Source organism: Shimazuella sp. NTD248 (genome assembly GCF_059510395.1).
Genome location: NZ_JCAJZT010000003.1, coordinates 243,033 through 268,626 on the forward strand (window position 1 = coordinate 243,033; position 25,594 = coordinate 268,626).

The window sequence follows — 25,594 nt, forward strand, 5'->3', positions numbered from 1 at the left end:
AATGAAATGATGAAAAAACACTGGAAATCTTATCTTATTTGGACTTTCATTTCTATACTCGGTGCAGGATGTTTTGCAGTCCTTGCCTTAAATCGAGGAGAAACCGTCAATTCCATCTGGCTTTTAACTGCTGCTGTATGTACATATGCAATCGCTTATCGATTTTATAGTCTGTATATAGCCAAAAGAGTACTACATCTTGATGATCAACGGAAAACACCTGCTGAAGTCTATAATGATGGAAAAGACTTTGTGCCTACTAATAAATGGGTTTTATTTGGTCACCATTTTGCTGCAATTGCCGGTGCAGGTCCTTTAGTTGGTCCAATCCTTGCCTCACAAATGGGGTATTTACCCGGAACACTCTGGATTATTATTGGAGTAGTGATTGGTGGAGCAGTCCAAGATTTTATTATCTTATTTGGCTCCATACGGAGAAACGGAAAATCGCTTGGTGATATCGCTCGTGAAGAAATAGGTCCTGTTGCGGGATTTACTTCTCTTATTGCAATTATTGGAATTATGACCATTTTACTTGCAGTTTTAGGATTAGTTGTAGTCAAGGCGCTCGCAGAAAGTCCTTGGGGAATGTTTACGATTGTATCGACTATTCCAATTGCTTTATTCATGGGAATCTATATGCGTTATCTTCGTCCCGGAAAAATACTCGAGTCATCTCTAATCGGATTTTTTCTTCTCTGTATCTGCCTTTGGAGCGGTTCATTCATTGCAAATCATCCAGCATTAGGTCCCTTGTTCACTTTTGAAGGAACATCCATCGCTTGGATGTTGATTTTATATGGATTTATTGCTTCCGTCATTCCTGTATGGCTACTCCTTGCTCCTCGCGATTATTTGAGTACTTTTCTTAAGATCGGTACTATTTTAGGATTAGCAATCGGGATTTTACTGGTAATGCCGGAACTGCAAATGCCTGCTCTAACCAAATTCATCAATGGGACAGGCCCAGTATTTTCAGGAAATCTATTTCCTTTTGTTTTTATTACTATCGCCTGCGGATCTATTTCTGGTTTCCATGCACTCGTATCTTCTGGAACAACCCCAAAAATGATCATGCGTGAGTCGCAAGCACGATTGATCGGTTATGGTGGTATGATTACAGAATCCTTCGTTGCCATCATGGCGCTGATCGCTGCCTGCATTATTACGCCCGGAACATACTTTGCCATCAACAGTCCTGCTGCCATAATTGGTACAGATGTGAACAGTGCAGCGAAAGTTGTGTCTGAGTTAGGCTTTTCCATAACTCCTCATGATCTATCGAATCTAGCAAATCAAATTGGTGAGAAATCCATTTTATCACGGACAGGTGGAGCACCAACTCTTGCAATTGGAATGGCTACTATATTTTCATCTGTCATAGGTGGAAAAACGTGGATGTCTTTATGGTATCACTTTGCCATCCTATTTGAAGCAGTCTTTATTTTAACAACAATCGATGCTGGAACAAGGGTGGGTCGATTTGTATTGCAAGGTTTACTTGGCAGAATATCTCCAAAACTAGGGAAAACAGATTGGTACCCTGCCAATATTTTAACAAGTGCAATTATAGTTGGAATGTGGGGCTATTTTCTCTATCAAGGGGTAGTAGACCCACTTGGGGGAATTAACACGCTATGGCCTTTGTTTGGAATTGCCAACCAAATGTTAGCGGTTATCGCTTTAGCTGTAGGAACAACGATATTGATCAAAATGGGAAAAGCCATTTATGCTTGGATTACTACTGTGCCTCTCATTTGGTTAACTATCATCACCATGACTGCAGGTTGGCAAAAAATATTTGATCCAAGCCCAGCAATTGGCTTTTTGGCAGCAGCCGACAAATATCAGACTGCCGTGTACAGCGGTAAACTTCTAGGCCTTGCCAAAAATATGGATCAAATGAAACAAATTGTTTTCAACAACAGAATTGATGCAGTGTTAACAGGCATCTTTATTCTCTTTATCTTGATTATTCTGTTTGATTCTCTACGTGTATGGTACATCGTACTAATCAAGCGAGAGTCCCTTCAGCTCCACGAATCAAAGTATATAAAAAATGAGGTGTAACCATGAAATGGCTGAAAGTAATTGCAAATTACCTAAATGAAATAGCGGGTGTACCGAATTATAAACGCTATCTGGTTCATTTTCAAAAACACCATCCTGATGGAACACCTCTTCCTGAAAAGAAATTTTACCAAAAAGCAATAGATGAAAAATATGGGAATGGTAGTATCCGGCGTTGTTGCTAGTCTATATCAATTCACTCAGAAAGGAAGGCATGAGATGAAAGGCTTTAATCACCTTACCTTACGTATTAGCGATCTTCAAAAAAGTCTTCCTTTTTATTGCGATGTACTCGGAATGACATTGATCCATCTAGCTCGTACCGATGCTTACCTTGAATGGGGAACGGCTTGGATATGTCTATTGGAAAAGAGAGATCAAAAATCCCCTAATGAAGGCTGGGGAATGGATCATGTCGCATTTACCGTAGAGGAACCTGATTTTCATCGATTAGTAGATCATATTAAAAATAAAGGAATCCCTATTATAAGAGAACCTATAAATCGCGGAGGTGGACTATCCTTTCAATTCCAAGATCCAGATGGTATTGTATTAGAAATTTTTACTGGCTCACTAAAAGAGCGAATGAAAAATTGGCAATAACAGTACTTTTCCCTTTTCCGTATGGATAATTCACATAATTAACTATATAGTGAATAAATGGAAAGGGGTGTTACTATTAAATTTTTACTTTCTTTATCTTTATTATTGACAACTTGGCTAACTTTGTCTTCGAACGACTCCTATGCAACTCAAGAAGAACCTATCTACTATCAAATTGAAATAAACAAAGAGACGAACAAACTTTATTTGTACGCTGATGGAAAAGTAAAAAAAACGTATCCCATTGCAACAGGACGATCAAATGATTTAACCCCAGAGGGAACTTTTCCTTTGGTAGTGAAAATAGTTGATCCTAAATGGAAGGATACTCCAGGCGGTGATCCAAAAAATCCCTTAGGACCAAGATGGCATGGCCTAGAAGTAAATGGAGATCGCGGCCGCACCTATGGTATTCATGGAACTAACGATCCAGATTCCATCGGTAAACATGCATCGAGTGGATGTGTTCGTATGCATAATGAGGATGTCAAAGAACTCTATCAAATTGTGAACGAAGGCACTGCTGTATGGATACATAGCGGAAAAAGTGATAATCATTGGCGAGGCGATGCATCGGTGGGGTTACAAAAAGAAACAGGAACGGTGACCATACCTCGAACCAAAGTGATGCTATGGACAGGTCCTAATATTGGTTCGTTTATCACTACGACAAAAAACAAATCTACTACACTTGAAAAAACAGGAATATCCGGAGATTGGATGCAGGTAAAACTAGGGAATAACAAATACGCTTTTATTCAAAAAAACTTCCTTAGTCCAGCAGAGAAGTCTACTATTATTGTAGATGTTGACTTGGCAAACATCCGCACAGAACCAAATACCTCATCTACAGTTCTACAGAAAGTAAAATATGGGACTATTTTAACTTACAAAAGTCTGAAGGACGATTTCTATCAACTGCAATTAAAAGACCGAAAAACAGGATATATCAGTAAAACTACTGTACAAGAATAGGGGCAGATATAATGGCTATTCAAAAAATAGAACATGTAGGGATTATGGTTCGAGATCTAGAACACTCTATTGCATTTTATCGTGATGTGATCGGAATGGAACTTCGAGGCACATTGGTGCATACTGATCCAAGCATCACACTGGCATTCTTTTCTTTTCCAGGTTCTTTGGAAACAGAAGTAGAGCTTATACATGGCTTTAGAAGTGATCTCCCAAAAGAAGGAGTCGTAAATCATCTAGCATTTGCAGTTGACAACATAGAGAAAGAAATAGAGCGTTTAAAACAACTTAAAGTACCTTTTGCCGATGAAGAAATTACGATTCTACCTAATGGAGCAAAATATATCTTTTTTTATGGACCTGATAAGGAATCCCTTGAGTTATTCGAATCCCCTAAATAAAGTCGTATGCCCCCTTTATATATACAAGGGGGCAATTTTTAAACGAAATTATCCTAGAAACTCTTGTAACTCACGGATTAATTCCTCAGGAGCCTCATACATACTCATATGACCTACTGATGGAATAACTACTTGTTTAATATGATCTCCTTTTATTGCAAATGCTCGTTCAGCTGGAACCACTTTATCATCACTTCCAGCCACAATAAGAACAGGAACAGTTGCGGTTGCTAACACAGCTGATAAATCCGGTCTGTTGCGCATTGCTTCCAAAGCTACTATTGCACCTTCTGTTGAAGTTTGATAACCAATCTTTTTCGTAATTTGTTCGTGTTCCATAAGATGATTAGGAGCAAATAATTTAGGAACAAGACCATCGACAAATATTCGCAAACCATCTGATTTGATTTTTTCCATTCCAGCAAGTCTACCTGCTTTTGCTTCTTCCGTATCTGGAAGAGCAGTAGAATGAACAAGTGCAAAACGATCTAACAAAGAAGCATACTTTTTGGCAAAAGCCACAGTAATATACCCACCTAATGAGTGTCCAATTAACGATATTTTCGTAAGGTTCAGTTGCTGAACAAGGCTTGCAACCTCGTCGGCATAATCTTCTGTAGTAAAAGTTTCATCAGATAAAGAAGAACTCCCATGTCCGGGTAAATCTATTACGATTACTCGATAATGTTGTGAGAGTGGCTCTATCACATGATCCCAGTAATGCAGATCCCCTACAAAACCATGAATCAAAACTACTGGCTTTCCCTGTCCTTTATCTGTAAAGGAAATCGTTGTCTCTTTATTGGTTTTTATTGTTTTTATCGTCATATATATACCTCCCATTAATAGAATCAAACACTCTTAATAAAATACGCTATAATTAACTATAAGGGGATATCCAAAATGGAATCTCACTTATTTTTTGTTTCTCATAATGTAAGTACACCACAACACTTGGATCCTTTTAAGGACTGAGATGGAGGAATGAATTATGGTGAAGGATTTAAAATATTTACAAGCACAAAAATCAAAAAGAAAGATTTCAATGCTAACTTGTTATGACTATCCCACAGCAGTTTTGCTCGATCAAGCAGATATTGATGCTGTATTGATTGGGGACAGTGTAGGTACCAACGTGTTAGGATATTACAGTGAAAAAGAAGTTACGATTGAGGACATTCTTCATCATGTGAAAGCAGTCCGTCGTGGTATTTCCAAAGCATATGTTGTTGCTGACCTACCTTATCAAACCTACCAAAACCCAGAAATAGCACTTAAGAATGCAAAAAAATTGCAATCAGCAGGGGCTGATGGCATTAAATTAGAAGGAGCTCACGAAGAAATTATTCGCCATCTAACTTCAAATGGAGTAGAAGTATGGGCTCATCTTGGATATAATGCACAATTTCAGCCAAAAGCAGCAATTCAAGGAAAAATATTTTCCGAAGCTAAACAATTGATATTAGACTCCATACGAGTGCAACAAGCAGGTGCTAAAACATTAGTTTTGGAATTAGTTCCTGAAGAAGTTTCAACCGAAATAACGAAAAAACTAAGGATTCCTACTATTGGCATTGGTGCTGGACGTTATACGGATGGTCAAGTTTTGGTCGTACATGATTTATTGGGCATAACTCCGCACTCATTCCGACATGCAAAAAAATACGCCAATTTGCGAATAGATATATTCGGGTCCTTTCAACGATACATCCAAGATCTTCAGATTGAAAAATTTCCTACAGAAGCAAATTTTAAACATATGCATCCTGATGAGCTACAACAATTTAAGATGTGGCTTGAAGAAGGGATAGAGCTTGACCAATTTAAAAAATAACTAAGACTTGAAAACCTATTGAGACTCCACATGGCTCAGGTACTGGGATGACTATCGCTCATGCGTTCTAAGATGCAAAATATTTGTTGCTCTTTCAACACTTTTTTGGAGTTTCGAGCAATGCCACCTTTCAGCCCACGATTCAAATCGTGGGCTTTCAGTCAGCAAAAATCTGTAAACTATCACCTCCATAATCTCATCCGCAATCCTTTTTTCCTAGGCTCTTCCATGATCTTATTCCCTAGTTCCAATTCTTGAATCAAAGGATACAACGAATCCAATATGTATTTGTAATCATTTGAAGTTATTTTGTTAGATTTTAAAGCCTTTAAAAGGAGCTTTTTTTGAAAAGTTTTAGAAAGTAACTTCTTCACTTCTTCTTTTAATGCTAGATCTTGTTCCCAATGTTTTTGTAACAAACCAATCCCGGTTAATAACTCTCCATTTCGAAAATAACCTAACAAGATATCGTTATCCAATCGATAAAGTATTTCCCAGCCTATGTAGTCCAAAAAAATATCTTGTCTTAACCCTCTGGACAAGTCAGAAACCGTTAATTCAGCCAATGTTTTATTTCTAATTCGGTTATACCATTGTGGTAAAGGATATTTATTTGATTCTTCATTATTGAATTCATCATAGTTAAATCCTTTAATTTTTTCTATTTCTTCAAGTGTTAATCGACATATTTCTTCTCTTGTCATCTTTTCACCCCCTTGACCCATAAGAACATTTATATACTAATAGAAATTATACAAGAATCATCTTCTCATAGGTTATAAAAAGGGAATAAATATAATAATCTGATTTTTTAACCGTTCCATGTTAAAAAGGATGCTATGTGCATCCTTTTTAATGTTTGTGTACTTCCGCTAATTTTTTTTCAGAAGGTAGAAAGAATCCTAGAACACCTAATATAGGCAAAAATCCAACGATCGTTATGGTTTTCGTTATACCGATCAAGTCTGCTAGATTTCCAAATAAAACTGAACCGATTGCACCTAATCCAAAAATAAAACCAACTGTTAATCCTGACATGGTTCCAATCTTACTTGGAACTAATTCTTGTGCATAGACAACAGATACAGAAAAACTGGTCATCATAATAAATCCTATTAAAAGCAATAAAATAAAACTACTGATAGGTCCAGCATAAGGAAGTAAAACAGTAAAAGGCGTACTTCCTAAAAGAGAATACAAAATTACATTTTTCTTCCCAAAACGATCTCCAAGTGGTCCACCAAAAAATGTTCCTACTGCACCACTGATGAGAAACGCAAATAGATATGCTTGTGCAGTAGTAATGGAAAAGTGATACGTTTTTATAATATAAAAACTGTAATAATTGGTCATACAAACAATGTACAACGAACGAGCCAATAAAATAAACATCGTCAATATAAGGGCAATCCATACCGTTTTACTTAAATTAGTTGATCCTATTGTCACTTTTTTCTTTGTCATCACACGTACTTGAAGTTCTTTTCGATACCATCTTGCAATATATGCTAATAATAAGACAGCCAATGCAGCTGCAAAAGTAAACCAGATAGCACCAAACTGCCCAAATGGAACTAAAATAAGAGCTGTAATCAAAGGGGCTAAAGCTTGGCCTGAGTTTCCTCCCACTTGATATATGGATTGAGCCAGACCTTTTTTGGAACCAGCTGCTAAATGTGCTACTCGGGAACCTTCAGGATGGAATACAGCAGATCCCATGCCTACAAGTGCCACACTAAAAATAATCCAGCCATATTGGGGGATAAGTGCCAGCATCAACATTCCTAACAAAGAACACGCTAGTCCGAGCGGTAATGCATAGGGTCTTGGTTTCTTATCAGAAAACCAACCAATCACAGGTTGAAATAAGGAGGAAACGATATTTAAAACTGCTGCAATCACCCCTAATTGGGTAAAAGTAAGGCCCATCTCCTTTTCTAAAATAGGAAACATTGCTGGAACCACTGCTTGGAGGGTGTCATTTAAAAGATGACAAATACTAATGATAAACAATATTTTATAGGTAGTCAGTGCAATATTGTTAGATTCAGTTGTAGTTACTGAGACGGGAGAAGACATCATTTATACTTCCTTTCTTTCCTTCATCCATTTTGTATAATAACATTTATAAATAAAATTAGAAAGGTTTCAAAATAACATTTTTTGTTTTATTAACCTGAAGATGGTCAATACTAGCAAGAAGAAATTTCCACCAGATCGTTTTATATTATTTATGGGAATCTCCTTTCGTGTCTCGGTGAATAAAGTATAATGAAAGAAGTTATGCTTCTTTCTAAATAACTTGTATATAAAAGATGTTTGAAAATACAGATACAAAGGGTGACCATGGCATTATGATTAAACCAAGCGCAAGCGCTTTATATAAGGAAGCATTTGAAGTTTTAGAAAAAACAAGTCGAACATTTTCTATTCCCATTAGTTATTTAACAGACGGATTAAAAGAAGCTGTAGCATCTGCTTATTTATGTATGAGAGCTATTGACGAAATCGAAGACCATCCTGACCTTCCATCTGCTACAAAACATGATCTTCTAGTGAAAATTAGTAAATTATTACATGCTGGAGACATGGATATGTGCGCTTTGAACGACCTCTATAAGCCTTATGAATCGAGACTTCCTGAAGTAACCCTTCGATTGGCAGATTGGCTGAAAATATGTCCTCCAGCACTCCAAACACGCATTAAAGAAGCGACATCCATCATGGCTCAAGGGATGGCAGAATGGGTAATGAAAGATTGGCAGATCAAAACCGAAAAAGATTTAGATGACTATACATACTATGTTGCTGGGTTAGTTGGTGTCATGCTCTCAGACATATGGGAATGGCATGATGAAACGAAAACGGATAGAGATTTAGCCATTGCTTTTGGAAGAGGCTTACAATCGGTGAACATACTAAGAAATCGTTCAGAAGACAAAGATCGTGGAGTCAATTTTTTCCCAGATGGTTGGGGGGAAAAAGAAATGTTCGATTATGCAAAACGTAATCTCGAATTAGGAGATACATACATCGAAAGCTTAAATCCAGGATCGATCCTCCACTTTTGTGAAATTCCCCTAGCTCTTGCTCATGGTACATTGGATGGTCTGGCTCATGGAAGAGAAAAAATTAGTAGAGCTGAAGTAAAAGAAATTGTTAGCAGAGTAGTCACGGAATAAGAAAAATAAAAATAATAAAAGAGTGTCTCTCAATAGGCACTCTTTTCTATTCTCTGGTTCTCCAATTCTGCTGTCATCTGTTCTACTAACTCTGGTCTTCCATGAAATTGAGCAGGTGTATTTTGAAACAGGGCTACTTCCCACTGTCCTTTTGTCTGTTTCGCTACTAATGTCTGTACTGCATTTAATGCAGGATTTAACGTTGACTCTCCTTCTGGAACCATCCCTGCAATCGCCCGTAAAATTGCAATTTCGGATTGCAAAAAACGAATATTTTTGATGATACAAGTAAAAGGCGGGGTTGGATGATGAGCAAAAATCTCATCTAAGTGTACCAATATAAGTTGACGTCCAGAGATGCAGCTTCCATCAAAACCAATCATCTCACCTGCTGGTTCAAAGACAGATGACATCTGCTTCGCATCGCGATCGTTCCATGCTTGTATTAACTTTAGATAGAGTCCACTTACTGATTCTTCACTTTTCATTTAGATTGCTCCTCTCATGCTCGGATGAGCAAGAATAAAATATATCATGTATAATCTAATTTTCTGCAAAAAAGCTGTTTCTTTATTCATGTTTGGATATTTGTCCTAAAACAGCTGTGGCGACAACAGAAAGTAATGTTGCCGCCACTGATCTCCTCAGACACAGGGATATTTACTTCCATTCCCATCTACGCTTCGGAGAATGGTCAGAGCAGAGAAAGCCAAGATGAGACTGTTGATGAAAATAGTCCATCCGTGGCAAAGTCACTCTCTTACAACACTCTATCTCACGTGGAGTACATTGATGAGAGCAGCGAATCCCAAATGGAGAGACATAGGAACAGCGATATAGCTCGCTCTCTAGTCCTCGATACAAAGAAGAGCTAACATCTACAATCTCCCAAGTACCAGAAGGAGGAATTCCTTCGGTAGATTCATCTTCGTTCAAGCTCCTAACGTATCGAGACATCGACTGGAAGGTTTCTTCCACCTTGTTGGAGCATTCCAGCCAATTTTCAAGGGAGACTTTCCGCTTCCGAGTCTGGTTACGTGCAAGAGCTTCCAAAGGAGGACAATCGACTAGTGCATAATGGATATGACAAGTAGAACGAAGCTGACCAATTAGCCGAATCATCGCTTCACGTTGACCTCTGTTGTCACCAGCATCTGTAATGATGACCCAACCACGATTATTTAGAACCCTTCTAAGTTTATCAAGGGCTTGTCTCATCGTTGGATCGATCAACTCGATAGGGACTTCTCCAATCCATTCTCCCCCTTGGAGAAACTCATCAGGGTCAATTTCATAAATCTCAGCTAGAGGTTCATAGACAAGACCTGCTCTACTCGCCCTCAATAGTTGGTGCTCTGCCATAGCAGAACGAACTGCCTTGATCAGGGTACTTTTTCCTGCACCGCATCGACCTGTCAAGAAGACGACAATACTTTCACCAAAAAGATAAAACATCTTGTCTGGTGAGGAAAGTAGGTTGAGCTCCCATCCTTCTCTAGCTATTTCTTCTTTGGTTGTTAGAGCCCAAATGCGACGCTTCTCTGCAATAGCTACTGCTTCTTCACACATGTCAAGCATCTCTACTGAGTTCGGAAACTCAATCGATACCCTTAGTACCTCAGACATATAACGGTACGCGCTTTTAAAGGGAATCTCGCAATTGTTTCTGAGATCATCCGGAAAATAAGCGTTACTGTTAGGCCTAAGCTTCCCTAGTCGCTGATCCAACAGAAACCGAATGGCAGTCTGTCGTATTATCTTATGCTCTTCTAGGCTAGCTACTCTCGTCATCTCTCCCTCTCTTCATAGAAATGCTGTATAGTGTAATTATATTAATATATCTTAATAAAAAACAGCAGGTTTAAACGTTAAAATTTACTTATAGCGAGAAAGACCATTGTATATAATGGTCTTTCATGTCAACACTTTTCTTTTTATCTCACAGCAGCAAAAGAAATTCTCGAATCCAACGCTTGGGACAGATCGTCCATAAGGTCTTCTACGTTTTCCAAGCCTACGGAAAAACGGAGCAATCCATCTGTTATCCCATGTTTTAATCTAACTTCTTGTGGCATTGCCGCATGGGACATCAATGCAGGATAAGATAGAATACTTTCTACAGAACCTAAACTAACTGCAACGATAGGCAGTCGAATCTTTTGAAGTAGTTTCCTTACTTTTGTTCCACTTCCTACATCAAAAGATAATACTGCGCCATGACCACTAGCTTGTTTACATTGTATACGATGACCTTCATGTTCCTCTAAACCGGTATAATATACTTTCTCCACCTCTTTATGCTCTTGTAACCACACTGCTAACTTTTCTGCATTTTTGGAAGATATGTCCAACCTCGCTTGCAGGGTTTTCAATCCCCGTAGAATTAGCCATGAATCCTGCACTCCTAGTACTGCTCCAAACGCATTTTGAAGAGTCTTGATTTGATTTGCTAATTGTTCATCTCTTACCGCTACAAGTCCTGCCACCACATCACTATGTCCGCCCAAAAACTTCGTTGCGCTATGCACAACGATATCGAATCCAAATGCTAATGGACGCTGATAATAAGGTGTTAAAAATGTATTATCGACAATAGATAATAATTTATTTTCTTTTGCTACTTTTACTATCTCGCCTAGATCTGTTACTTTTAGGGTTGGATTGGAAGGAGTTTCGATATAGATTGCTTTCGTATTTGGACGAAGTGCTTGAGTGATAGCTTCTGTTCTGGTTGTATCGACAAAAGTACTGTCAATCCCAAATCGACTTAGCACTTGCGTTAAAATACGATACGTACCACCATAAACATCCTGCGAAACAATGATATGGTCTCCTTTGGACAATAACAGAAACACAGTAGATATTGCTGCCATTCCGGAAGCAAAAGCGAAGCCTCGACAACCACTCTCTAGCTTTGCAATGGTATCTTCCAATGCTTGGCGTGTTGGATTTCCACTTCGGGAATAATCGAATTGCCCCGGATTATCGATATCAAACTGATGGAAGGTAGAAGCTTGATAGATGGGGACACTTGAAGCCCCTGTCTGTGGATCTAACTCATTTCCATTATGCAATAACAATGTCTCTATTCTCATCCAAATCACTCCCCGTTTCGTTTTACTAGGCACGTATTCGTATAAACTACTGAAGTTCTTGTCCTATTTTTTTGCATCAAAAAACCTCTTCTCCTAAGAGAAGAGGCCAGTTTTATCCATCGTTTCCTCTTCCCTTATCTATCAGGAATATACTTCCTGCAGGAATTGGCACCTTATTGATTAAATCAATTGGTTGCCGGGCTTCATCGGGCCAGTCCCTCCGCCGCTCTCGATAAGAGAATTATCAAAATATTATTTTATTCAAGATTTGCACTAGTTATTTTTAGGTTATCCTACATCTGAATAGAAGTCAAACACGAAAACAAAATTATCCGATATTATTTTAAATTGGGGTTCTATACTGGTTGACACCAAATGTAAGTTAATATAACTCCTAAGCAAAAATAATTGCAACTTTTCATAGATTATTATATATTCATCCAAAAGAAAATCCTTAAATCCAAAAGCAAGTACTCGAAAATATCCTGTAACAAATAAACAATCTTCTTTTTCTCCTAACCTTGTAGTATAATCAATAATTGGGAGTAACAATATTAACCAAATACAAATGAATCTTTCTCTTATCAAGAGTGGTGGAGGGACTGGCCCGATGAAACCCGGCAACCAATTGATCTATGGATCAATATGGTGCCAATTCCTGCGGATTATTGGATTCCGCGAGATGAGAGTTGACGATACAATCGTTCACCTTTCATCTTACCCAGATGAAAGGTTTTTTTGATCTTACACAAAGGATGATAGCAATGAACAGAACACCCATTGAAGAGCGACTGAAAGAAAAAATACTTATCATTGATGGAGCGATGGGAACAATGCTTCAACGTGCTCAGTTAACCGCAAAAGATTTTGATGGTGAAGAATATGAAGGGTGTAATGAAATTTTAAATCTAACCCGTCCGGATGTAATTCTTAATATTCACAAATCATATTTAGATGCTGGTGCCGATATCATTGAAACCAATACATTTGGGGCAACTTCTGTTGTTTTAGCGGAGTATGATTTACAAAACCGAACAACAGAAATCAACCAAGCAGCAGCACGCATCGCTTGTACAGCGCGGGATCATTTTAGTACAACAAATCATCCTCGTTATGTAGCTGGCTCTATCGGTCCCACGACCAAAACCCTTACCGTGACAGGCGGAATTACTTTTCATGAGTTAGCCCACTCATACTACGAACAAGTTGAAGCACTTTTGATGGAAAACATTGATCTTCTTTTATTGGAAACCTCACAAGACACCTTGAATGTAAAGGCTGCTTGTATCGGAATGGAACGCGCTTTTAAAGCGAGTAAAAGACGTGTTCCGATTATTATCTCTGGAACAATAGAACCAATGGGTACCATGCTGGCTGGTCAAAATATTGAGGCTTTTTATTTGTCGATCGAACATCTAAATCCTCTTGCAATTGGATTAAACTGTGCAACAGGGCCAGAATTTATGAAAGATCATATCCGCACATTATCCACTCTTGCTACTTGCGCTGTCTCATGTTATCCAAATGCTGGTCTACCAGATGAAGATGGTAATTACTTGGAAACTCCATCGGCTCTGGCAAAAAAATTAAGCGAATTTGCTGCGGCTGGGTGGCTTAATCTAGTTGGTGGTTGTTGTGGCACGACACCTGAGCACATTCGTGCTATTGAACAAGCTGTTGCCGCCTTTCAGCCACGTACCCCTGCCCCCTCACACCTTCCTGCTGTTTCTGGTATAGAATCTGTCTATGTTGAGGAAGACAATCGACCCTTACTTGTTGGAGAACGCACCAATGTGATTGGATCACGTTTATTTAAATCATGGATTGCAGAAGAAAAATACGAGGATGCATCTGAAGTTGCTCGCAAACAAGTAAAAGGCGGGGCACAAATCATCGATATTTGCCTTGCAGATCCTGATCGTGATGAGCTAGAAGATATGGAACGATTTTTGAAATTTGTGACAAAAAAAGTGAAAGTACCACTGATGATAGATTCTACAGATCCAAAAGTTATCGAAATGGCTCTATCCTACTCCCAAGGTAAAGCGATTATTAATTCCATTAACCTTGAAGATGGAGAAGAACGTTTCGCAGAAGTTGTCCCATTGCTTCATCGTTTTGGAGCTTCTGTAGTAGTTGGTACCATTGACGAGGAAGGAATGGCTGTGTCAAGAGAACGAAAATTGGCAGTAGCCCAGCGATCCTTTCAGTTGTTAACAGAGAAATATGGAGTAAATCCCCAAGATATAATTTTTGATCCACTCGTTTTTCCTGTTGGTACTGGTGATGAACAATATATTGGCTCTGCTTTAGAAACAGTAGAAGGAATTCGCCTTATAAAAGAAAGCTTACCAACATGCACCACTATACTCGGAGTTTCTAATGTCTCATTTGGTTTACCTATTGCTGGTCGTGAAGTTTTAAATGCGGTTTACCTTTATGAATGCACCAAAGCCGGACTCGATTATGCCATTGTAAACTCCGAGCGCCTTGAACGATATGCTTCTATTCCTGACGAAGAAAAACAACTAGCAAAAAAATTGTTATTTGATACGAATGAAACGAACTATGGTGAAGTATTAGCTGCATTTACTGAATTTTATCGTGAGAAAAAAATAGAAAAGAAACAATCTGCTCAAACCTTAACCCTAGAAGAACGCTTGGCCAATTATGTTATAGAAGGTTTCAAAGATGGGTTAATTGCCGATCTCAATTTGGCTCTACAAAAAACCTCTCCATTAGATATCATCAATGGACCACTTATGACTGGAATGGATGAAGTTGGACGACTCTTTAATGATAACCAATTAATCGTAGCGGAAGTACTGCAAAGTGCAGAAGTCATGAAAGCCTCTGTTGCACATCTAGAACCTCATATGGATAAGGAAGAAACTACTTCTAAAGGGAAAATCATTTTAGCTACCGTAAAAGGAGATGTTCACGATATTGGAAAAAATCTAGTAGAAATCATTCTTTCCAATAATGGTTATAACATTGTAAATCTTGGAATCAAAGTAACTCCAGAACAATTAATTGCTGCTTGTCGTGAAGAACTACCAGATGCAATTGGTTTATCGGGACTTTTAGTAAAATCAGCACAACAGATGGTTATCACCGCCCAAGATCTACAATCAGTTGGAATCAACATCCCTCTATTAGTAGGCGGGGCTGCCTTATCTAGAAAATTTACCGAAAACCGAATCACTCCAGCTTATGAAGGACTTGTTCTTTATGCCAAAGATGCCATGCATGGCTTGGATTTAGCAAATCAACTAAGCTCTCCCATTAAAAGAAAGGCTATTGTTGAAGAAATGCAACAGAGAAAAGAACAGATAATAGCAAAACAAGAAACCATTGAATCAGCAGTTCCCATCACTCGAACACCTGTGACTCGTTCACCGATCGATCGAAAAGCAAAGTTATTTGCCGCTCCTGACTATGCACGTCACGTTTTACGAGATTATCCCCTTCACCATTTGAAAACCTATATCAATGAACAGATGCTATTAGGAAAACACTTAGGAATAAAAGGAAATGTAGCAAATTTATTAGAAAGTGGTGATCCAAAAACGGTTGAACTAAAAGGACAATTGGATCACCTTTGGAATGAAGTTATAACCAATTCTTATTTATCGCCTCAGGGCTTATATCAATTTTACCCAGCACAATCCGATGGAAACACTGTACTAATTTATGACCCTACCAATACATCGCAAATAGTAGAACAGTTCCATTTTCCAAGACAACAAGTAGAACCTCATTTATGTTTAGCTGACTTCCTTCGTCCAGTAACTTCAGGAGAGATGGATACCGTTGGATTTTTTGCAGTCACAGCTGGAAAAGGGGTGCGAGAGCTCGCGGAAAACTGGAAAAATAGTGGAGCCTATTTATATTCTCATATGATCCAAGCTTTAGCTTTAGAGTTAGCCGAGGCCTTTGCAGAACGGATACATCAAATCATGCGAAACGCATGGGGCTTCCCAGATCCTCTAGAAATGACCATGAAAGAACGGTTTGGAGCACGTTATCAAGGAATTCGAGTCTCTTTTGGTTATCCTGCTTGTCCTAACTTAGAAGATCAAAGTAAATTATTTCATCTCTTAAAACCAGAAGATATCGGAATAGAGCTGACAGAGGGATTTATGATGGAACCAGAAGCATCTGTCTCTGCAATGGTATTTGCCCACCCACAAGCTCGTTATTTCAACGCAAATTAGGAGGGATATAACTTGAAGATACCTTTTCGAACTTACATGAAAGACCATGTTCTATTAGGTGATGGAGCAATGGCGACTTACTTATTCCAACAAGGCATATCCGTTCACACCTGTCAAGAAGAACTAAATTTAAGCGAACCAACACTCATTGAAAGTGTGCATCGTGAATACGTAAAAGCAGGTTCCAAGATGATCGAGACTAACACTTATGGTGCAAATCGAGAACGTCTTTCACGTTATGGTTTGGAAAATAAAGTAGCAAAGATCAACCGAGAAGCCGTTTCTATCGCCAAAACAGCTGCTAGAGAGGAGGCATATGTCTTTGGATCTATTGGTTCCATACTAGCTGGACGAGTGATGGAGTATGATCCAGAGGAATATCTAGATTTGTTTGAAGAGCAAGCCACCGCCCTTTTATATGGGGGTGTAGATGGGATTTTGTTAGAAACTTTTTTAGATGTACACGAGTTAAAATTAGCTGTAAATGCTATTCGTAATCTCACAGATTTACCCTTATTCGCTCAATTTTCCTTGATTGAAGTTGGACGGACACGAGATGCTTATTCCTTATCAGAAGCTTTTAAAGAAATCGCAGAAAAAGTCGATGGAGTAGGATTAAATTGCCGACTTGGGCCTGTAGAAACCTTACGCAGTTTGGAAAAATCAATTGTACCAGATTCCCTTCTGCTCTCTGCCTTCCCAAATGCCGGTAGGTTAGGGATTACAGATGGAGAGGTTAAACATAAGTCTCATCCTGCTTACTTTTCTGAGATATCAAAGCTGCTGATCAACCAAGGTGTCAATCTCATCGGCGGCTGTTGTGGGACAGCGCCTGAACATATCGCACAAATGAAAGATATTGTAGAGAGTGTAAAACCTATCAGACGCATTAACCCATCAATTGATGAACTTTCCATTCATTCTACTCGACACGTGTTGGTTCATCGCCAGAATCAAGACTCCATTCTTTCCAAGGTCAACCAGAAACGAACGATCATCTGCGAGTTTGATACACCTAAAGATTTAGATACAACTGATTTTTTAGTCGGAGCGCAAAAATTGCACGAAGCTGGGGTCGATTCTATCACCATGGCTGATAATGCACTTGCAACAACACGAATGAGCAATTTAGCTCTTGGAGCAATCCTAAAATCTCAGCTCGGATTGAATCCGCTTCTTCATATCGCTTGTCGTGATCGTAATCTAATTGGTCAACAATCACATTTGATGGGGTTACATGCGTTAGGAATTGATCAAATACTTGTGATTACAGGTGATCCATCCAGAATCGGTGATTTACCTGGTGCTAGTTCCATCTATGATGTTACTTCTTTTGAATTAATCCGTATGGTAAAACAGTTAAATCAAGGGCTCTCTTTTTCAGGAAAACGATTGAATCAAACTGCCAATTTTATCGTAGGTACTGCTTTTAACCCACATGTACGGAAAATTGAAAAAGCAGTAGAACGATTAGAAAAAAAGGTAGAAGCTGGAGCCGATTTTGTGATGACACAACCGCTGTATGACCATCAAAGTATCCATCGTTTATATGAAGCGACCAAACACATTCCCATTCCCATTTTTATCGGGATAATGCCCATCACTAGTTATCGAAACGCTTTATTTTTGCACAATGAAATTCCAGGAATTAAAATTACAGATCACGTTTTAGCTCTAATGGAAAAAACAACAGAGCCAGAAAAAGCAAAACAACTAGGTATCGATATCACAAAAGATTTACTGGATGGTGCAATGGAGAAATTCCGAGGTATTTACTTAATTACACCATTTTCCTTTTGGCAGATGAGCGTAGAGCTCACTTATTATATCCGTGATCAAGACGAACAACTGAAAAAAGCGATTCCTTAAACCTAAACAGAAAAATGTTATTATTAAGCACAAAAAAACAACTACCTTTTTATGGTAGTTGTTTTTCCAATTAGTTATTAGGAGTATTTACTTCTAAAATCTTACTTTGTTTGACAAGGCGATTCCACGTTTCTGGACCAGGATAACCATCCGCATCTTGTCCAGGTTTTGTCCCTTTAAAGCCTTGAGATAATTGATATTCTTGTACATTCAGACGATCTGCTTCCGTAAATTGATTGGATGGGCCAACACGATAATGTTTCCCTTTCCCTACTCTTTGCAGCATAACGCCTAGCTGATAGACATATTTATTGTTTGCACCTTTTTTAAAATATTGCTTGCCAGGAAAGGATGCGCTATAGCTGTTTGCTGAAGTTTTTGCTCCTACTTTCGGATCACCTTTCCAAACACCTATACTAGGACCCGTATGAATCCAGACCGGGGTTCCGAGTGGAACGATGTTAAACAACTCTACTACATCTTTGTTTAGCATCCGAATACATCCGTGGGAAACATGTTTTCCAATTGAGCTAGGGTTATTGGTACCATGAATACCATAATATCTCCCCCCATCTCCATTTACATTCAACCCATTCCAGCGAACACCCAAAGGATTATTTGGATTTGGTTTACCGTTGATCGTACCAGGAACATTTTTCCATTGTGGATTAACTGTTTTCATCACAATCGGAAAAGTTCCTTCTGGTGTAGCAGAAGCTGGAATTACTTTGGAGCCAGCTGGAATTTTTGCCGTATTTGCCCCAGTTGCCACTGGATAAACCTTTATGACTTTTCCATTACGGTATAGATATAACTTGCTGGGTGTTTTATCAGTGGTTTTGCTGATCTCTATTTTATAAGAGACAGGAGCAGCATTTGTTTGAGTTGGAAGAGTAATTCCAACTAACATTGCAAACGCCAAAATAAAAGTAAAGAAAACATACCCCTTCAATTGTTGCATTTTTTCTCCTCTTTCTATTTAAATATCATACTCAGCATAACGAAAAATGCAACAATTGAAAAGAGAATATCTATGTCGATTATTTTAATTTTAAATAAGAAATATCCCTGAAGATCAGAGATATTTGGTGTTTCCAAACAACCTCGAATGAGATGGAGTACTATATTATGTTCGATTTATTTTCATATATTTTTCTATTTCTTCTAATACTTCCTCTATGTTGGCATCTAACATGTTTATAGGAACATTAGCTAAAGGAGTATCATCGATATCTTTAATGAACAAACTTTTTCGACGTCGCCCATAATGCCTCATATAAAAACGATATTCAATTTCTCCAATTTCGTCCCAAGATTTCACTATTTTATCATGAAAAGAATGATATATTTCTAACCCTCTATTCGTAACAGTCAAAATCGGTTCTTTTAACTTTAGAAAATTCCAATGCTTGCGAACGCTATAAAAAGAGAGTAACCCTGATAATCCAAATAAGAAAATCGGAGCAAGTAACACAAAATCATGGCGATTTATAATCGAATCCCTTACAAAATCTACTGCAATTGAGCCAAGGAAAATAAAAAAAAGAAAAAGGGTAATTGCTAAGAAAAGAACAAATAGGAAGATATTTATGCCTAACATCTGTAATCTTCTTTTTCGATTTTGATATATTTCCATCTGCCTATCTCCCTAAATCTCTTAAAAATTAATGTTTTTTGTATCGTACCACCTATCGGACATTTCCATCAAGCACCAAAAATACCATGTCGATCGACATGGTATTTTTATCAAAAGTTAAAGTTGTCTGGGTCTGGACCAAATCGATGATCTTTATTTAACTGATTTAGTACCAGAATATCTTCAGTTTCCAATTGAAAATCAAAGATGTTTGCATTTTCCTCGATCCGACTGGGGGTAATGGATTTTGGTATGGTCACTACTGCGTTTTCAATGTCCCAACGAAGAATAATCTGCGCTGGAGTTCGCTTATATTTTTGAGCCAATTGAAGGATTGTTTCATTCTCTAAAAAATGCCCTTGCATCAATGGACTCCATGCTTCTACTTGAATTTGGTGTTCATTGCAGTATGTTCTTATTTTCTCTTGTGTTAGATAGGGATGGAATTCAACCTGATTTACCATTGGAACTATTTCTGCATGCTCTAGTAATGTATCCAGATGATGAGAATGAAAATTACTAACTCCAATCGCTCTAACTTTTTTCTCTTTATATAGTTTTTCTAACGCCCGCCAAGTTTCAGTGTACTTACCAGTTACAGGCCAATGAATCAAATATAAATCAAGGTAATCGAGTTGTAACCGCTCAAGACTTGCTTCAAAAGCTGTAAGAGTAGATTCATAACCTTGATCGCCGTTCCAAACTTTTGTAGTAATAAAAAGTTCTTCCCTTTTTACATCACTTTGAACAATTCCTTTGCCCACACCTACTTCATTTTGATAAATCTTAGCTGTATCAATACTACGATAACCAGAACGGATCGCATACTCAACTGCTTGTTCTACCACTGAACCTTCAGGAGTCTTCCAAACACCTAGACCCAACAAAGGCATTTTAACACCATTATGTAGTTTAACAACTTGATTTACATTAGCAGTCATGCAAAGGCCTCCTTGTGTGATATCTCCAGCAACAAAATAAATCTACCACTGGTATAATGATAGATTTATCTTTTTCTATTTTATCACAGACCAGATATTTTTTTGGATAAAGGTGACAGGTGACCTTTCTGACCATAATGCAAAATACGCAAATATTCACCATAAACATAGGATCGGCCTTCTGGGGTATTCATCCAATTGAATCGAGAAATACGTCGATTTTCCCATGGGGAAGTATCAAATGGATAAGGAATGTAGGAAAGGTTTGCTGGCAACTGTTTCTGTAAAGTTCTCCATTGCCTTCCTGCTCCATAGCTTTTACAAACAAATCCTAGTGTTTGAATAGAGGTAAAGTCGAACAATGCCTTTGCAAATCTAATATTTTCAAGTGTATCAGTAGACCGGTCTTCGATCAGTACTATGTTGTCTGGAACTCCTAATCCTAGTAATTTTTCACGAATTACATGAGCTTCTGGACGATCCCCATATATCCAAGTTGAATGTCGAATTGCTCCAGGCTTAATCCCACCTGTCACAATTATTCGTTCTACTTTTTTTGCTTGATATAATTCAAATGCTGTTTCCCAACATCCTGGATGGGTTCCGCCAAAAACTAATAAAAGATCACAATTTTTATTTGTAGGGAAAACTTGATCTTCATCAAGAAAGACGATTTTGGTGAGAAGACCTATTTGTTTCTGTGTAAGAAGGGGCACATCTGGACACTTTGGAATCATTCCATCATACTCCTATCTTCAAACGAGGAGATTAAATCATTAACTTTTTAGATAACATTTATTCTTAAATTTATTAAAGTAATTTGCCCTGCTGTACACTGGAAGCTCCAGCGCACAGCGTGGTCTCACTCTTCAATAAAATCACCTTCGCCTTCCCAGATCCAGTAACTATACCAGGATCGGCAAAACACATCCAGTTCCGATGCTAGCAACGGATATTTTTTTGTGGACTCTACGAACACCTTCCCGCCATCCGCGCGTAACTTTGCGTTACGAATCTTCACAGATTGTGGGGATGTTTTACTACGCGGGTAGATGCGAATCAATACATGTCCATCCAGCTTGGGGAACTGGTAGGTGGTCTTGAGAGCATGACCATCTACGATCAGTGTCTCCATGACGGTCCAGCACCTTGCTGTCTCCTCAACAGAGGATTCCATTACGGACACAGCATACTCCCTCATCCTGAGATCGACGATCTTATGTTATATTATAAATATAATTTTATTTTCTGTCCTTTCATTTACATCATCATTACAATTACGAGGGGTGTATGAGATGTGTGGCAGATTTACCCTTTCTACAGAGGAAAATGATATCGAAGAAAGATTTCAAATTACACTAGATATACCTATTTCCAAGCATTATAACGTTTCCCCTACTCAATCTGTTCTTTCTCTAACACAAGAGACGACAGTCTCTATTTAAAAAGCTGACCCAACGTAAACAGGTCTGCTTTTATCTATCCTTGAGGAATCACAAAAAAACTGCTGATCCATACAGGTAAATACCACAACACAATGGTAAGGACAATAGCTATAAAGGATGGAAAGTCGGTAACTTTCCGAAGTCCGATTACTGTTATCACCCAATTCCAAATGATAAAAATAGTAACAAGGCCAAATACAAATGAAAAATGACCGGAAGTTAAATGTAACAGATCTTGAAGACTATAGCTAAAAATCTTTTCTCCCCATTCCAACATATGAGCAGCTGCTTGTAGGAGTAAGCCTAATGTAGGGATGACTTGTAGAAAGACAGATAAAGATAATACCTGTTTGAGGGTCACTGATTTGCGAAACGATTTTGCAATTCCAAAAACTAGGAGTGAAACGATACATATGGATAAAAGAAAGGTTATGAAATCATAGAGTAGAAGATCAATTGACATATACGAATACGTAATGGTTGGAGGTGTTTGCACAGAATTAAGTGGCCATTCTTCTGTTTTTACTCTCGTTATTCCTAACATACCTATTACATGTACGATAGAAATTACCGCTAATGGAAGCCAAACTACTGGATGTAACTCAACTCGTTCAAGCTCTACTTGAGGTCTCCAGATCATCCCCAAAATAGATGGTTTCTTCACTATTATCTACCTCCTTTGTTTAGTTAGACTAAAAAATGTAAAATAAATAATTAATATTCATTTAGGTATATTTTACACTTTGTCGAGTTCTATATTTTATGAAATAATAATACCATAATTCGAAGTTTATTTTGAGGTGTAGAAAATGGATCAAAACCATTATGAATGGGTGAAACAAACTAGAAATATTCTATTAGATTTTTGTGAGGAAATAGAGCCAAATGACTTTACTCGACAGATGACAGGATTTGGATTCTCATCCATTCGTAATTTACTTGTTCATGTTGCAGATTGTTACATAGCTTGGCTAGGATCATTTATACTCCTAAAAACAAAAAAACCACTTACTCCAAAAGAATTCCTCCAACAAATGGATGTCCAAGCAGTTCGGGAGAGATTTTTTTTAGCTGACAAATATGTATACGATTTTTATACAACATTATCTTCTGACAAAAGAAACATTACCATTGAAAGAGAAGCTCCATGGAGAAATAATGAAGAAGTTATTACTACAACACCAAACAAACTCCTCCTCCATGCCGTCACCCATGAATTCCATCATAAAGGACAAATCGTAACAATGGCTCGACAGATGGGGTACGATGAAATCCCAAATACCGATATATCCGGCGTCGAGTAAAAACCTCAGCTATGTATGAAACCATAGCTGAGGTTTTGTTTTAATTGGTTGTAAATATTTGAACGGCATTTCTTAAAAATAATGCTAATCCAGGTTGATGTTTGTCGTAATAGGCAGCAAACCTTTCGTCATCTACAAACATCTGAGCTAACCCCTTATGGGCTTCTAAACTGTAATCATGCCAATAATACATAAGCCATTGTTTATGCAAATCAGCCGCTTTTTGAGCAATTGGACTAGCAGGATCTCCACCATGAAAAGCTTCAACCAATGTTGCCATCATTTCTTTCTCCAAAAGTGTGATCGCCTCATAATCCGCTTGAGTCATGTTCTTTACTTTTTCATTGGATTGATTAACTGCTTCGTCACCATATTTTTTACGGATTTCTTTGCCATACTTTTTTTCGTTTTCATCTATCATATTTTGCTTAAATCCTTCAAACTTTTCCTTGGCTGACATTTTTATTCTCCCTTCCTGAGCAGCAATGGACTTTTCTACATTGAAAATCAATGTTTCCAATTGCCTCTTTTTGCCTAGGAGTTGAATACGATGTCTTATTAAAGCTTGGCTTTTATCAAATTCTGGAGCATGCACAATCTCTTTAATCTGATCTAAGGAAAATCCAAGCTCTCGGTAAAAGAGGATTTGTTGAAGCTCATCTACTTGATTTTCTCCATAAATCCGATAACCTGATGAGTTAATCCTAGCCGGCTTTAAAAGATCAATCTCATCGTAAAATCGTAAAGTTCTTGTGCTAATACCTGCTAAGTGTGCTAGTTTTTGCACCGTATATTCCATCTCATCTCCTCCTGACAATTTATACGGTACACCTTGACGTAACGGCAAGGTCAATACTTATTTTGGCCAAATATTTATAGCTATTTAAACAAAAAGAAATGATCCACGCCGAGGATCATTTTTCTTCAACCATCTTTCTGATGTAATTTTCTCCACTCTTGCCCTAAACGCTTTGGAGCTGCACGTAAATATGCTTCCTGAATCAAATCCGTCAGTCCAATCCAGTCTTTTTCTTGTGGATTTCGAATGGAAACCCAACCATGACGACCAATATACGGAGTTATGAAAAACTTCGTTTCTTGTATGAGTAGTTCTTGCATTTCTCGATTGGACTTAAAACAAAGACCTGCTCGATCCGTTATTTTTACAAATGATTTGCCATGAACTTGGAAAGTAACATAACCAAAACCATCTATATGCTCCATGACTTCTGAAAGCTCCGAACAAATTTTTCGTACATAATGGATGATATTTGTATTATGTGACTGCATATCTGTTACATCCTATCCTTTTAAATATCATAAATCCAAACTATTTAATAAATCTCGTAAAACCTTCAATTCTTCTGTTGTTAATGTAACACCTTTACCCATTTTTTCATGGTCTGGAGCCCATTCCCGAAGATCATATTTTTCTTTTTTTCCGTTCCAACTGATCAGATTTAATTCCTTTTTCCATCCTTTTGGTGATTCTGATAATTCACCTAAAGTTCTTTTAATTTCATATCGTATGTCCGCCATTTTTCTACTCCTTTGTGTAAAACTATCTTTCCACATAAATCAGCCCATCTGCAAAGGACTGAAAACCTAATCGCTGATAAAAGGAAATACAATCATTAATTGCTAAAAGCTGAATAGTCAAATAAGATTGATTACATTTTGCTATGAGCTTTTGCATTATATCCCTTCCTATTCCCCGATTACGATAATCAGGATGAACAATTAAACCAGTGATATAGCCAATGATTATTCCGTCAGATACGACTCTACCTGTACCTATCAACTTATCGTCATGATATACACTAAGTATGTACCAACTATTTTTCATTGCTGTGTATAACTGATCTTTTGACAATTGAAGAAAATCATTCCAATGTTCGTATTCATAAAGGTTATATAGATCAGTGGAATTTGGAATTCTTTCTACAAAAGAAATCTTCATAGGATTCCTACTTTCGTTTTATCATCACCTTTATGTTGTGTAATTATATCAAAAAAACCATG

27 protein-coding genes and 2 riboswitches are annotated in these 25,594 nt (G+C 37.8%); of the genes, 11 read left to right on the top strand and 16 right to left on the bottom strand.

The window, feature by feature from the left end:
* The first annotated feature begins 9 nt into the window (after positions 1-9).
* From AC5WOE_RS08465 to AC5WOE_RS08485, 5 genes are read left to right on the top strand one after another with little or no spacing between them, the layout of a single operon-like run.
* Entirely contained in the window at positions 10-2,070 is a 2,061-nt protein-coding gene (locus AC5WOE_RS08465) for a carbon starvation CstA family protein (protein WP_496050565.1), read from the top strand.
* A 2-nt stretch (positions 2,071-2,072) separates the two neighbouring features.
* Positions 2,073-2,255 (top strand): YbdD/YjiX family protein, encoded by a 183-nt coding sequence (locus AC5WOE_RS08470; RefSeq protein ID WP_496050566.1) that lies wholly within the window; start codon positions 2,073-2,075, stop codon positions 2,253-2,255.
* A 34-nt stretch (positions 2,256-2,289) separates the two neighbouring features.
* Positions 2,290-2,673, top strand: coding sequence for a VOC family protein (locus AC5WOE_RS08475; protein ID WP_496050567.1), 384 nt, complete (start codon positions 2,290-2,292; stop codon positions 2,671-2,673).
* Positions 2,674-2,730: 57 nt separating this feature from the next.
* Positions 2,731-3,648: a L,D-transpeptidase family protein gene (locus tag AC5WOE_RS08480; RefSeq protein WP_496052357.1), complete on the top strand. Its 918-nt coding sequence runs from the start codon at positions 2,731-2,733 to the stop codon at positions 3,646-3,648.
* Between the two features lie 11 nt (positions 3,649-3,659).
* The gene (locus AC5WOE_RS08485; protein ID WP_496050569.1) at positions 3,660-4,049 is read left to right on the top strand and encodes a VOC family protein; all 390 of its coding nucleotides are present in this window, start codon (positions 3,660-3,662) and stop codon (positions 4,047-4,049) included.
* A 48-nt stretch (positions 4,050-4,097) separates the two neighbouring features.
* On the opposite strand, the gene AC5WOE_RS08490 is transcribed toward AC5WOE_RS08485, so the two are convergent.
* Positions 4,098-4,877 (bottom strand): alpha/beta fold hydrolase, encoded by a 780-nt coding sequence (locus tag AC5WOE_RS08490; protein WP_496050570.1) that lies wholly within the window; start codon positions 4,875-4,877, stop codon positions 4,098-4,100.
* A gap of 163 nt (positions 4,878-5,040) precedes the next feature.
* Between AC5WOE_RS08490 and panB the strand changes: the two genes are divergently transcribed.
* On the top strand, positions 5,041-5,883 hold the full coding sequence (gene panB / locus AC5WOE_RS08495) for a 3-methyl-2-oxobutanoate hydroxymethyltransferase (RefSeq protein WP_496052358.1): 843 nt from the start codon (positions 5,041-5,043) through the stop codon (positions 5,881-5,883).
* Between the two features lie 182 nt (positions 5,884-6,065).
* On the opposite strand, the gene AC5WOE_RS08500 is transcribed toward panB, so the two are convergent.
* Positions 6,066-6,587, bottom strand: a complete 522-nt coding sequence (locus AC5WOE_RS08500; RefSeq protein WP_496050572.1) for a contact-dependent growth inhibition system immunity protein — start codon at positions 6,585-6,587, stop codon at positions 6,066-6,068.
* Positions 6,588-6,735: 148 nt separating this feature from the next.
* Entirely contained in the window at positions 6,736-7,962 is a 1,227-nt protein-coding gene (locus AC5WOE_RS08505) for an MFS transporter (RefSeq protein WP_496050573.1), read from the bottom strand.
* 275 nt (positions 7,963-8,237) lie between these two features.
* Between AC5WOE_RS08505 and AC5WOE_RS08510 the strand changes: the two genes are divergently transcribed.
* On the top strand, positions 8,238-9,065 hold the full coding sequence (locus AC5WOE_RS08510) for a squalene/phytoene synthase family protein (RefSeq protein WP_496050574.1): 828 nt from the start codon (positions 8,238-8,240) through the stop codon (positions 9,063-9,065).
* Between the two features lie 29 nt (positions 9,066-9,094).
* On the opposite strand, the gene AC5WOE_RS08515 is transcribed toward AC5WOE_RS08510, so the two are convergent.
* From AC5WOE_RS08515 to AC5WOE_RS08525, 3 genes are all read right to left on the bottom strand, one after another.
* On the bottom strand, positions 9,095-9,553 hold the full coding sequence (locus AC5WOE_RS08515; RefSeq protein WP_496050575.1) for an SgcJ/EcaC family oxidoreductase: 459 nt from the start codon (positions 9,551-9,553) through the stop codon (positions 9,095-9,097).
* Between the two features lie 172 nt (positions 9,554-9,725).
* Entirely contained in the window at positions 9,726-10,856 is a 1,131-nt protein-coding gene (locus AC5WOE_RS08520) for a P-loop nucleotide/nucleoside kinase family protein (RefSeq protein ID WP_496050576.1), read from the bottom strand.
* A gap of 143 nt (positions 10,857-10,999) precedes the next feature.
* Positions 11,000-12,160: an aminotransferase class I/II-fold pyridoxal phosphate-dependent enzyme gene (locus tag AC5WOE_RS08525; RefSeq protein WP_496050577.1), complete on the bottom strand. Its 1,161-nt coding sequence runs from the start codon at positions 12,158-12,160 to the stop codon at positions 11,000-11,002.
* A gap of 131 nt (positions 12,161-12,291) precedes the next feature.
* Positions 12,292-12,399, bottom strand: a riboswitch (SAM riboswitch).
* Between the two features lie 339 nt (positions 12,400-12,738).
* A riboswitch (SAM riboswitch) is annotated at positions 12,739-12,849 on the top strand.
* 75 nt (positions 12,850-12,924) lie between these two features.
* On the opposite strand from AC5WOE_RS08525, the gene metH reads away from it, so the two are divergent.
* Both metH and AC5WOE_RS08535 read left to right on the top strand, forming a co-directional pair.
* Positions 12,925-16,377: a methionine synthase gene (gene metH, locus AC5WOE_RS08530; protein WP_496052359.1), complete on the top strand. Its 3,453-nt coding sequence runs from the start codon at positions 12,925-12,927 to the stop codon at positions 16,375-16,377.
* Between the two features lie 36 nt (positions 16,378-16,413).
* The gene (locus AC5WOE_RS08535) at positions 16,414-18,246 is read left to right on the top strand and encodes a bifunctional homocysteine S-methyltransferase/methylenetetrahydrofolate reductase (RefSeq protein WP_496052496.1); all 1,833 of its coding nucleotides are present in this window, start codon (positions 16,414-16,416) and stop codon (positions 18,244-18,246) included.
* 70 nt (positions 18,247-18,316) lie between these two features.
* On the opposite strand, the gene AC5WOE_RS08540 is transcribed toward AC5WOE_RS08535, so the two are convergent.
* The 5 genes from AC5WOE_RS08540 to AC5WOE_RS08560 all read right to left on the bottom strand — a co-directional run bounded on the left by AC5WOE_RS08540 (position 18,317) and on the right by AC5WOE_RS08560 (position 21,958).
* A complete protein-coding gene (locus AC5WOE_RS08540; protein WP_496050579.1) occupies positions 18,317-19,207 on the bottom strand; it encodes a L,D-transpeptidase family protein in 891 nt (296 codons plus the stop codon).
* Positions 19,208-19,372: 165 nt separating this feature from the next.
* A complete protein-coding gene (locus tag AC5WOE_RS08545; protein ID WP_496050580.1) occupies positions 19,373-19,882 on the bottom strand; it encodes a hypothetical protein in 510 nt (169 codons plus the stop codon).
* 110 nt (positions 19,883-19,992) lie between these two features.
* Positions 19,993-20,823 (bottom strand): aldo/keto reductase, encoded by an 831-nt coding sequence (locus tag AC5WOE_RS08550; RefSeq protein ID WP_496050581.1) that lies wholly within the window; start codon positions 20,821-20,823, stop codon positions 19,993-19,995.
* Between the two features lie 83 nt (positions 20,824-20,906).
* Positions 20,907-21,560: a YdcF family protein gene (locus AC5WOE_RS08555; protein WP_496050582.1), complete on the bottom strand. Its 654-nt coding sequence runs from the start codon at positions 21,558-21,560 to the stop codon at positions 20,907-20,909.
* A gap of 125 nt (positions 21,561-21,685) precedes the next feature.
* Entirely contained in the window at positions 21,686-21,958 is a 273-nt protein-coding gene (locus tag AC5WOE_RS08560) for a hypothetical protein (protein WP_496050583.1), read from the bottom strand.
* Between the two features lie 160 nt (positions 21,959-22,118).
* Between AC5WOE_RS08560 and AC5WOE_RS08565 the strand changes: the two genes are divergently transcribed.
* Complete coding sequence (locus tag AC5WOE_RS08565; protein WP_496050584.1) at positions 22,119-22,268, top strand: SOS response-associated peptidase family protein; 150 nt, start codon at positions 22,119-22,121, stop codon at positions 22,266-22,268.
* Between the two features lie 34 nt (positions 22,269-22,302).
* On the opposite strand, the gene AC5WOE_RS08570 is transcribed toward AC5WOE_RS08565, so the two are convergent.
* Complete coding sequence (locus tag AC5WOE_RS08570) at positions 22,303-22,932, bottom strand: YIP1 family protein (protein WP_496052360.1); 630 nt, start codon at positions 22,930-22,932, stop codon at positions 22,303-22,305.
* 145 nt (positions 22,933-23,077) lie between these two features.
* Between AC5WOE_RS08570 and AC5WOE_RS08575 the strand changes: the two genes are divergently transcribed.
* Positions 23,078-23,572, top strand: a complete 495-nt coding sequence (locus AC5WOE_RS08575; RefSeq protein ID WP_496050586.1) for a DinB family protein — start codon at positions 23,078-23,080, stop codon at positions 23,570-23,572.
* Between the two features lie 40 nt (positions 23,573-23,612).
* Here AC5WOE_RS08575 and AC5WOE_RS08580 read toward each other — a convergent pair whose 3' ends face one another.
* The 4 genes from AC5WOE_RS08580 to AC5WOE_RS08595 form a co-directional block, all read right to left on the bottom strand.
* Positions 23,613-24,371, bottom strand: a complete 759-nt coding sequence (locus tag AC5WOE_RS08580; RefSeq protein ID WP_496052361.1) for a MerR family transcriptional regulator — start codon at positions 24,369-24,371, stop codon at positions 23,613-23,615.
* 125 nt (positions 24,372-24,496) lie between these two features.
* On the bottom strand, positions 24,497-24,862 hold the full coding sequence (locus AC5WOE_RS08585; protein WP_496050588.1) for an MmcQ/YjbR family DNA-binding protein: 366 nt from the start codon (positions 24,860-24,862) through the stop codon (positions 24,497-24,499).
* Between the two features lie 27 nt (positions 24,863-24,889).
* Positions 24,890-25,111 carry a YdbC family protein gene (locus AC5WOE_RS08590; protein ID WP_496050589.1) on the bottom strand — a complete coding sequence of 74 codons (222 nt, stop codon included), beginning with the start codon at positions 25,109-25,111 and terminating at the stop codon, positions 24,890-24,892.
* Positions 25,112-25,133: 22 nt separating this feature from the next.
* Positions 25,134-25,532 (bottom strand): GNAT family N-acetyltransferase, encoded by a 399-nt coding sequence (locus tag AC5WOE_RS08595; protein ID WP_496050590.1) that lies wholly within the window; start codon positions 25,530-25,532, stop codon positions 25,134-25,136.
* Positions 25,533-25,594 lie beyond the last annotated feature (62 nt).

Bases quoted from the DNA above. Each gene is read 5' to 3' on its own strand.
- AC5WOE_RS08465 (WP_496050565.1), top strand. From the start codon at position 10: ATGAAAAAACACTGGAAATCTTATCTTATTTGGACTTTCATTTCTATA.
- AC5WOE_RS08470 (WP_496050566.1), top strand. From the start codon at position 2,073: ATGAAATGGCTGAAAGTAATTGCAAATTACCTAAATGAAATAGCGGGT.
- AC5WOE_RS08475 (WP_496050567.1), top strand. From the start codon at position 2,290: ATGAAAGGCTTTAATCACCTTACCTTACGTATTAGCGATCTTCAAAAA.
- AC5WOE_RS08480 (WP_496052357.1), top strand. From the start codon at position 2,731: ATGGAAAGGGGTGTTACTATTAAATTTTTACTTTCTTTATCTTTATTA.
- AC5WOE_RS08485 (WP_496050569.1), top strand. From the start codon at position 3,660: ATGGCTATTCAAAAAATAGAACATGTAGGGATTATGGTTCGAGATCTA.
- AC5WOE_RS08490 (WP_496050570.1), bottom strand. From the start codon at position 4,877: ATGACGATAAAAACAATAAAAACCAATAAAGAGACAACGATTTCCTTT.
- panB (WP_496052358.1), top strand. From the start codon at position 5,041: ATGGTGAAGGATTTAAAATATTTACAAGCACAAAAATCAAAAAGAAAG.
- AC5WOE_RS08500 (WP_496050572.1), bottom strand. From the start codon at position 6,587: ATGACAAGAGAAGAAATATGTCGATTAACACTTGAAGAAATAGAAAAA.
- AC5WOE_RS08505 (WP_496050573.1), bottom strand. From the start codon at position 7,962: ATGTCTTCTCCCGTCTCAGTAACTACAACTGAATCTAACAATATTGCA.
- AC5WOE_RS08510 (WP_496050574.1), top strand. From the start codon at position 8,238: ATGATTAAACCAAGCGCAAGCGCTTTATATAAGGAAGCATTTGAAGTT.
- AC5WOE_RS08515 (WP_496050575.1), bottom strand. From the start codon at position 9,553: ATGAAAAGTGAAGAATCAGTAAGTGGACTCTATCTAAAGTTAATACAA.
- AC5WOE_RS08520 (WP_496050576.1), bottom strand. From the start codon at position 10,856: ATGACGAGAGTAGCTAGCCTAGAAGAGCATAAGATAATACGACAGACT.
- AC5WOE_RS08525 (WP_496050577.1), bottom strand. From the start codon at position 12,160: ATGAGAATAGAGACATTGTTATTGCATAATGGAAATGAGTTAGATCCA.
- metH (WP_496052359.1), top strand. From the start codon at position 12,925: ATGAACAGAACACCCATTGAAGAGCGACTGAAAGAAAAAATACTTATC.
- AC5WOE_RS08535 (WP_496052496.1), top strand. From the start codon at position 16,414: ATGAAAGACCATGTTCTATTAGGTGATGGAGCAATGGCGACTTACTTA.
- AC5WOE_RS08540 (WP_496050579.1), bottom strand. From the start codon at position 19,207: ATGCAACAATTGAAGGGGTATGTTTTCTTTACTTTTATTTTGGCGTTT.
- AC5WOE_RS08545 (WP_496050580.1), bottom strand. From the start codon at position 19,882: ATGGAAATATATCAAAATCGAAAAAGAAGATTACAGATGTTAGGCATA.
- AC5WOE_RS08550 (WP_496050581.1), bottom strand. From the start codon at position 20,823: ATGACTGCTAATGTAAATCAAGTTGTTAAACTACATAATGGTGTTAAA.
- AC5WOE_RS08555 (WP_496050582.1), bottom strand. From the start codon at position 21,560: ATGATTCCAAAGTGTCCAGATGTGCCCCTTCTTACACAGAAACAAATA.
- AC5WOE_RS08560 (WP_496050583.1), bottom strand. From the start codon at position 21,958: ATGGAGACACTGATCGTAGATGGTCATGCTCTCAAGACCACCTACCAG.
- AC5WOE_RS08565 (WP_496050584.1), top strand. From the start codon at position 22,119: ATGTGTGGCAGATTTACCCTTTCTACAGAGGAAAATGATATCGAAGAA.
- AC5WOE_RS08575 (WP_496050586.1), top strand. From the start codon at position 23,078: ATGGATCAAAACCATTATGAATGGGTGAAACAAACTAGAAATATTCTA.
- AC5WOE_RS08580 (WP_496052361.1), bottom strand. From the start codon at position 24,371: ATGGAATATACGGTGCAAAAACTAGCACACTTAGCAGGTATTAGCACA.
- AC5WOE_RS08585 (WP_496050588.1), bottom strand. From the start codon at position 24,862: ATGCAGTCACATAATACAAATATCATCCATTATGTACGAAAAATTTGT.
- AC5WOE_RS08590 (WP_496050589.1), bottom strand. From the start codon at position 25,111: ATGGCGGACATACGATATGAAATTAAAAGAACTTTAGGTGAATTATCA.
- AC5WOE_RS08595 (WP_496050590.1), bottom strand. From the start codon at position 25,532: ATGAAGATTTCTTTTGTAGAAAGAATTCCAAATTCCACTGATCTATAT.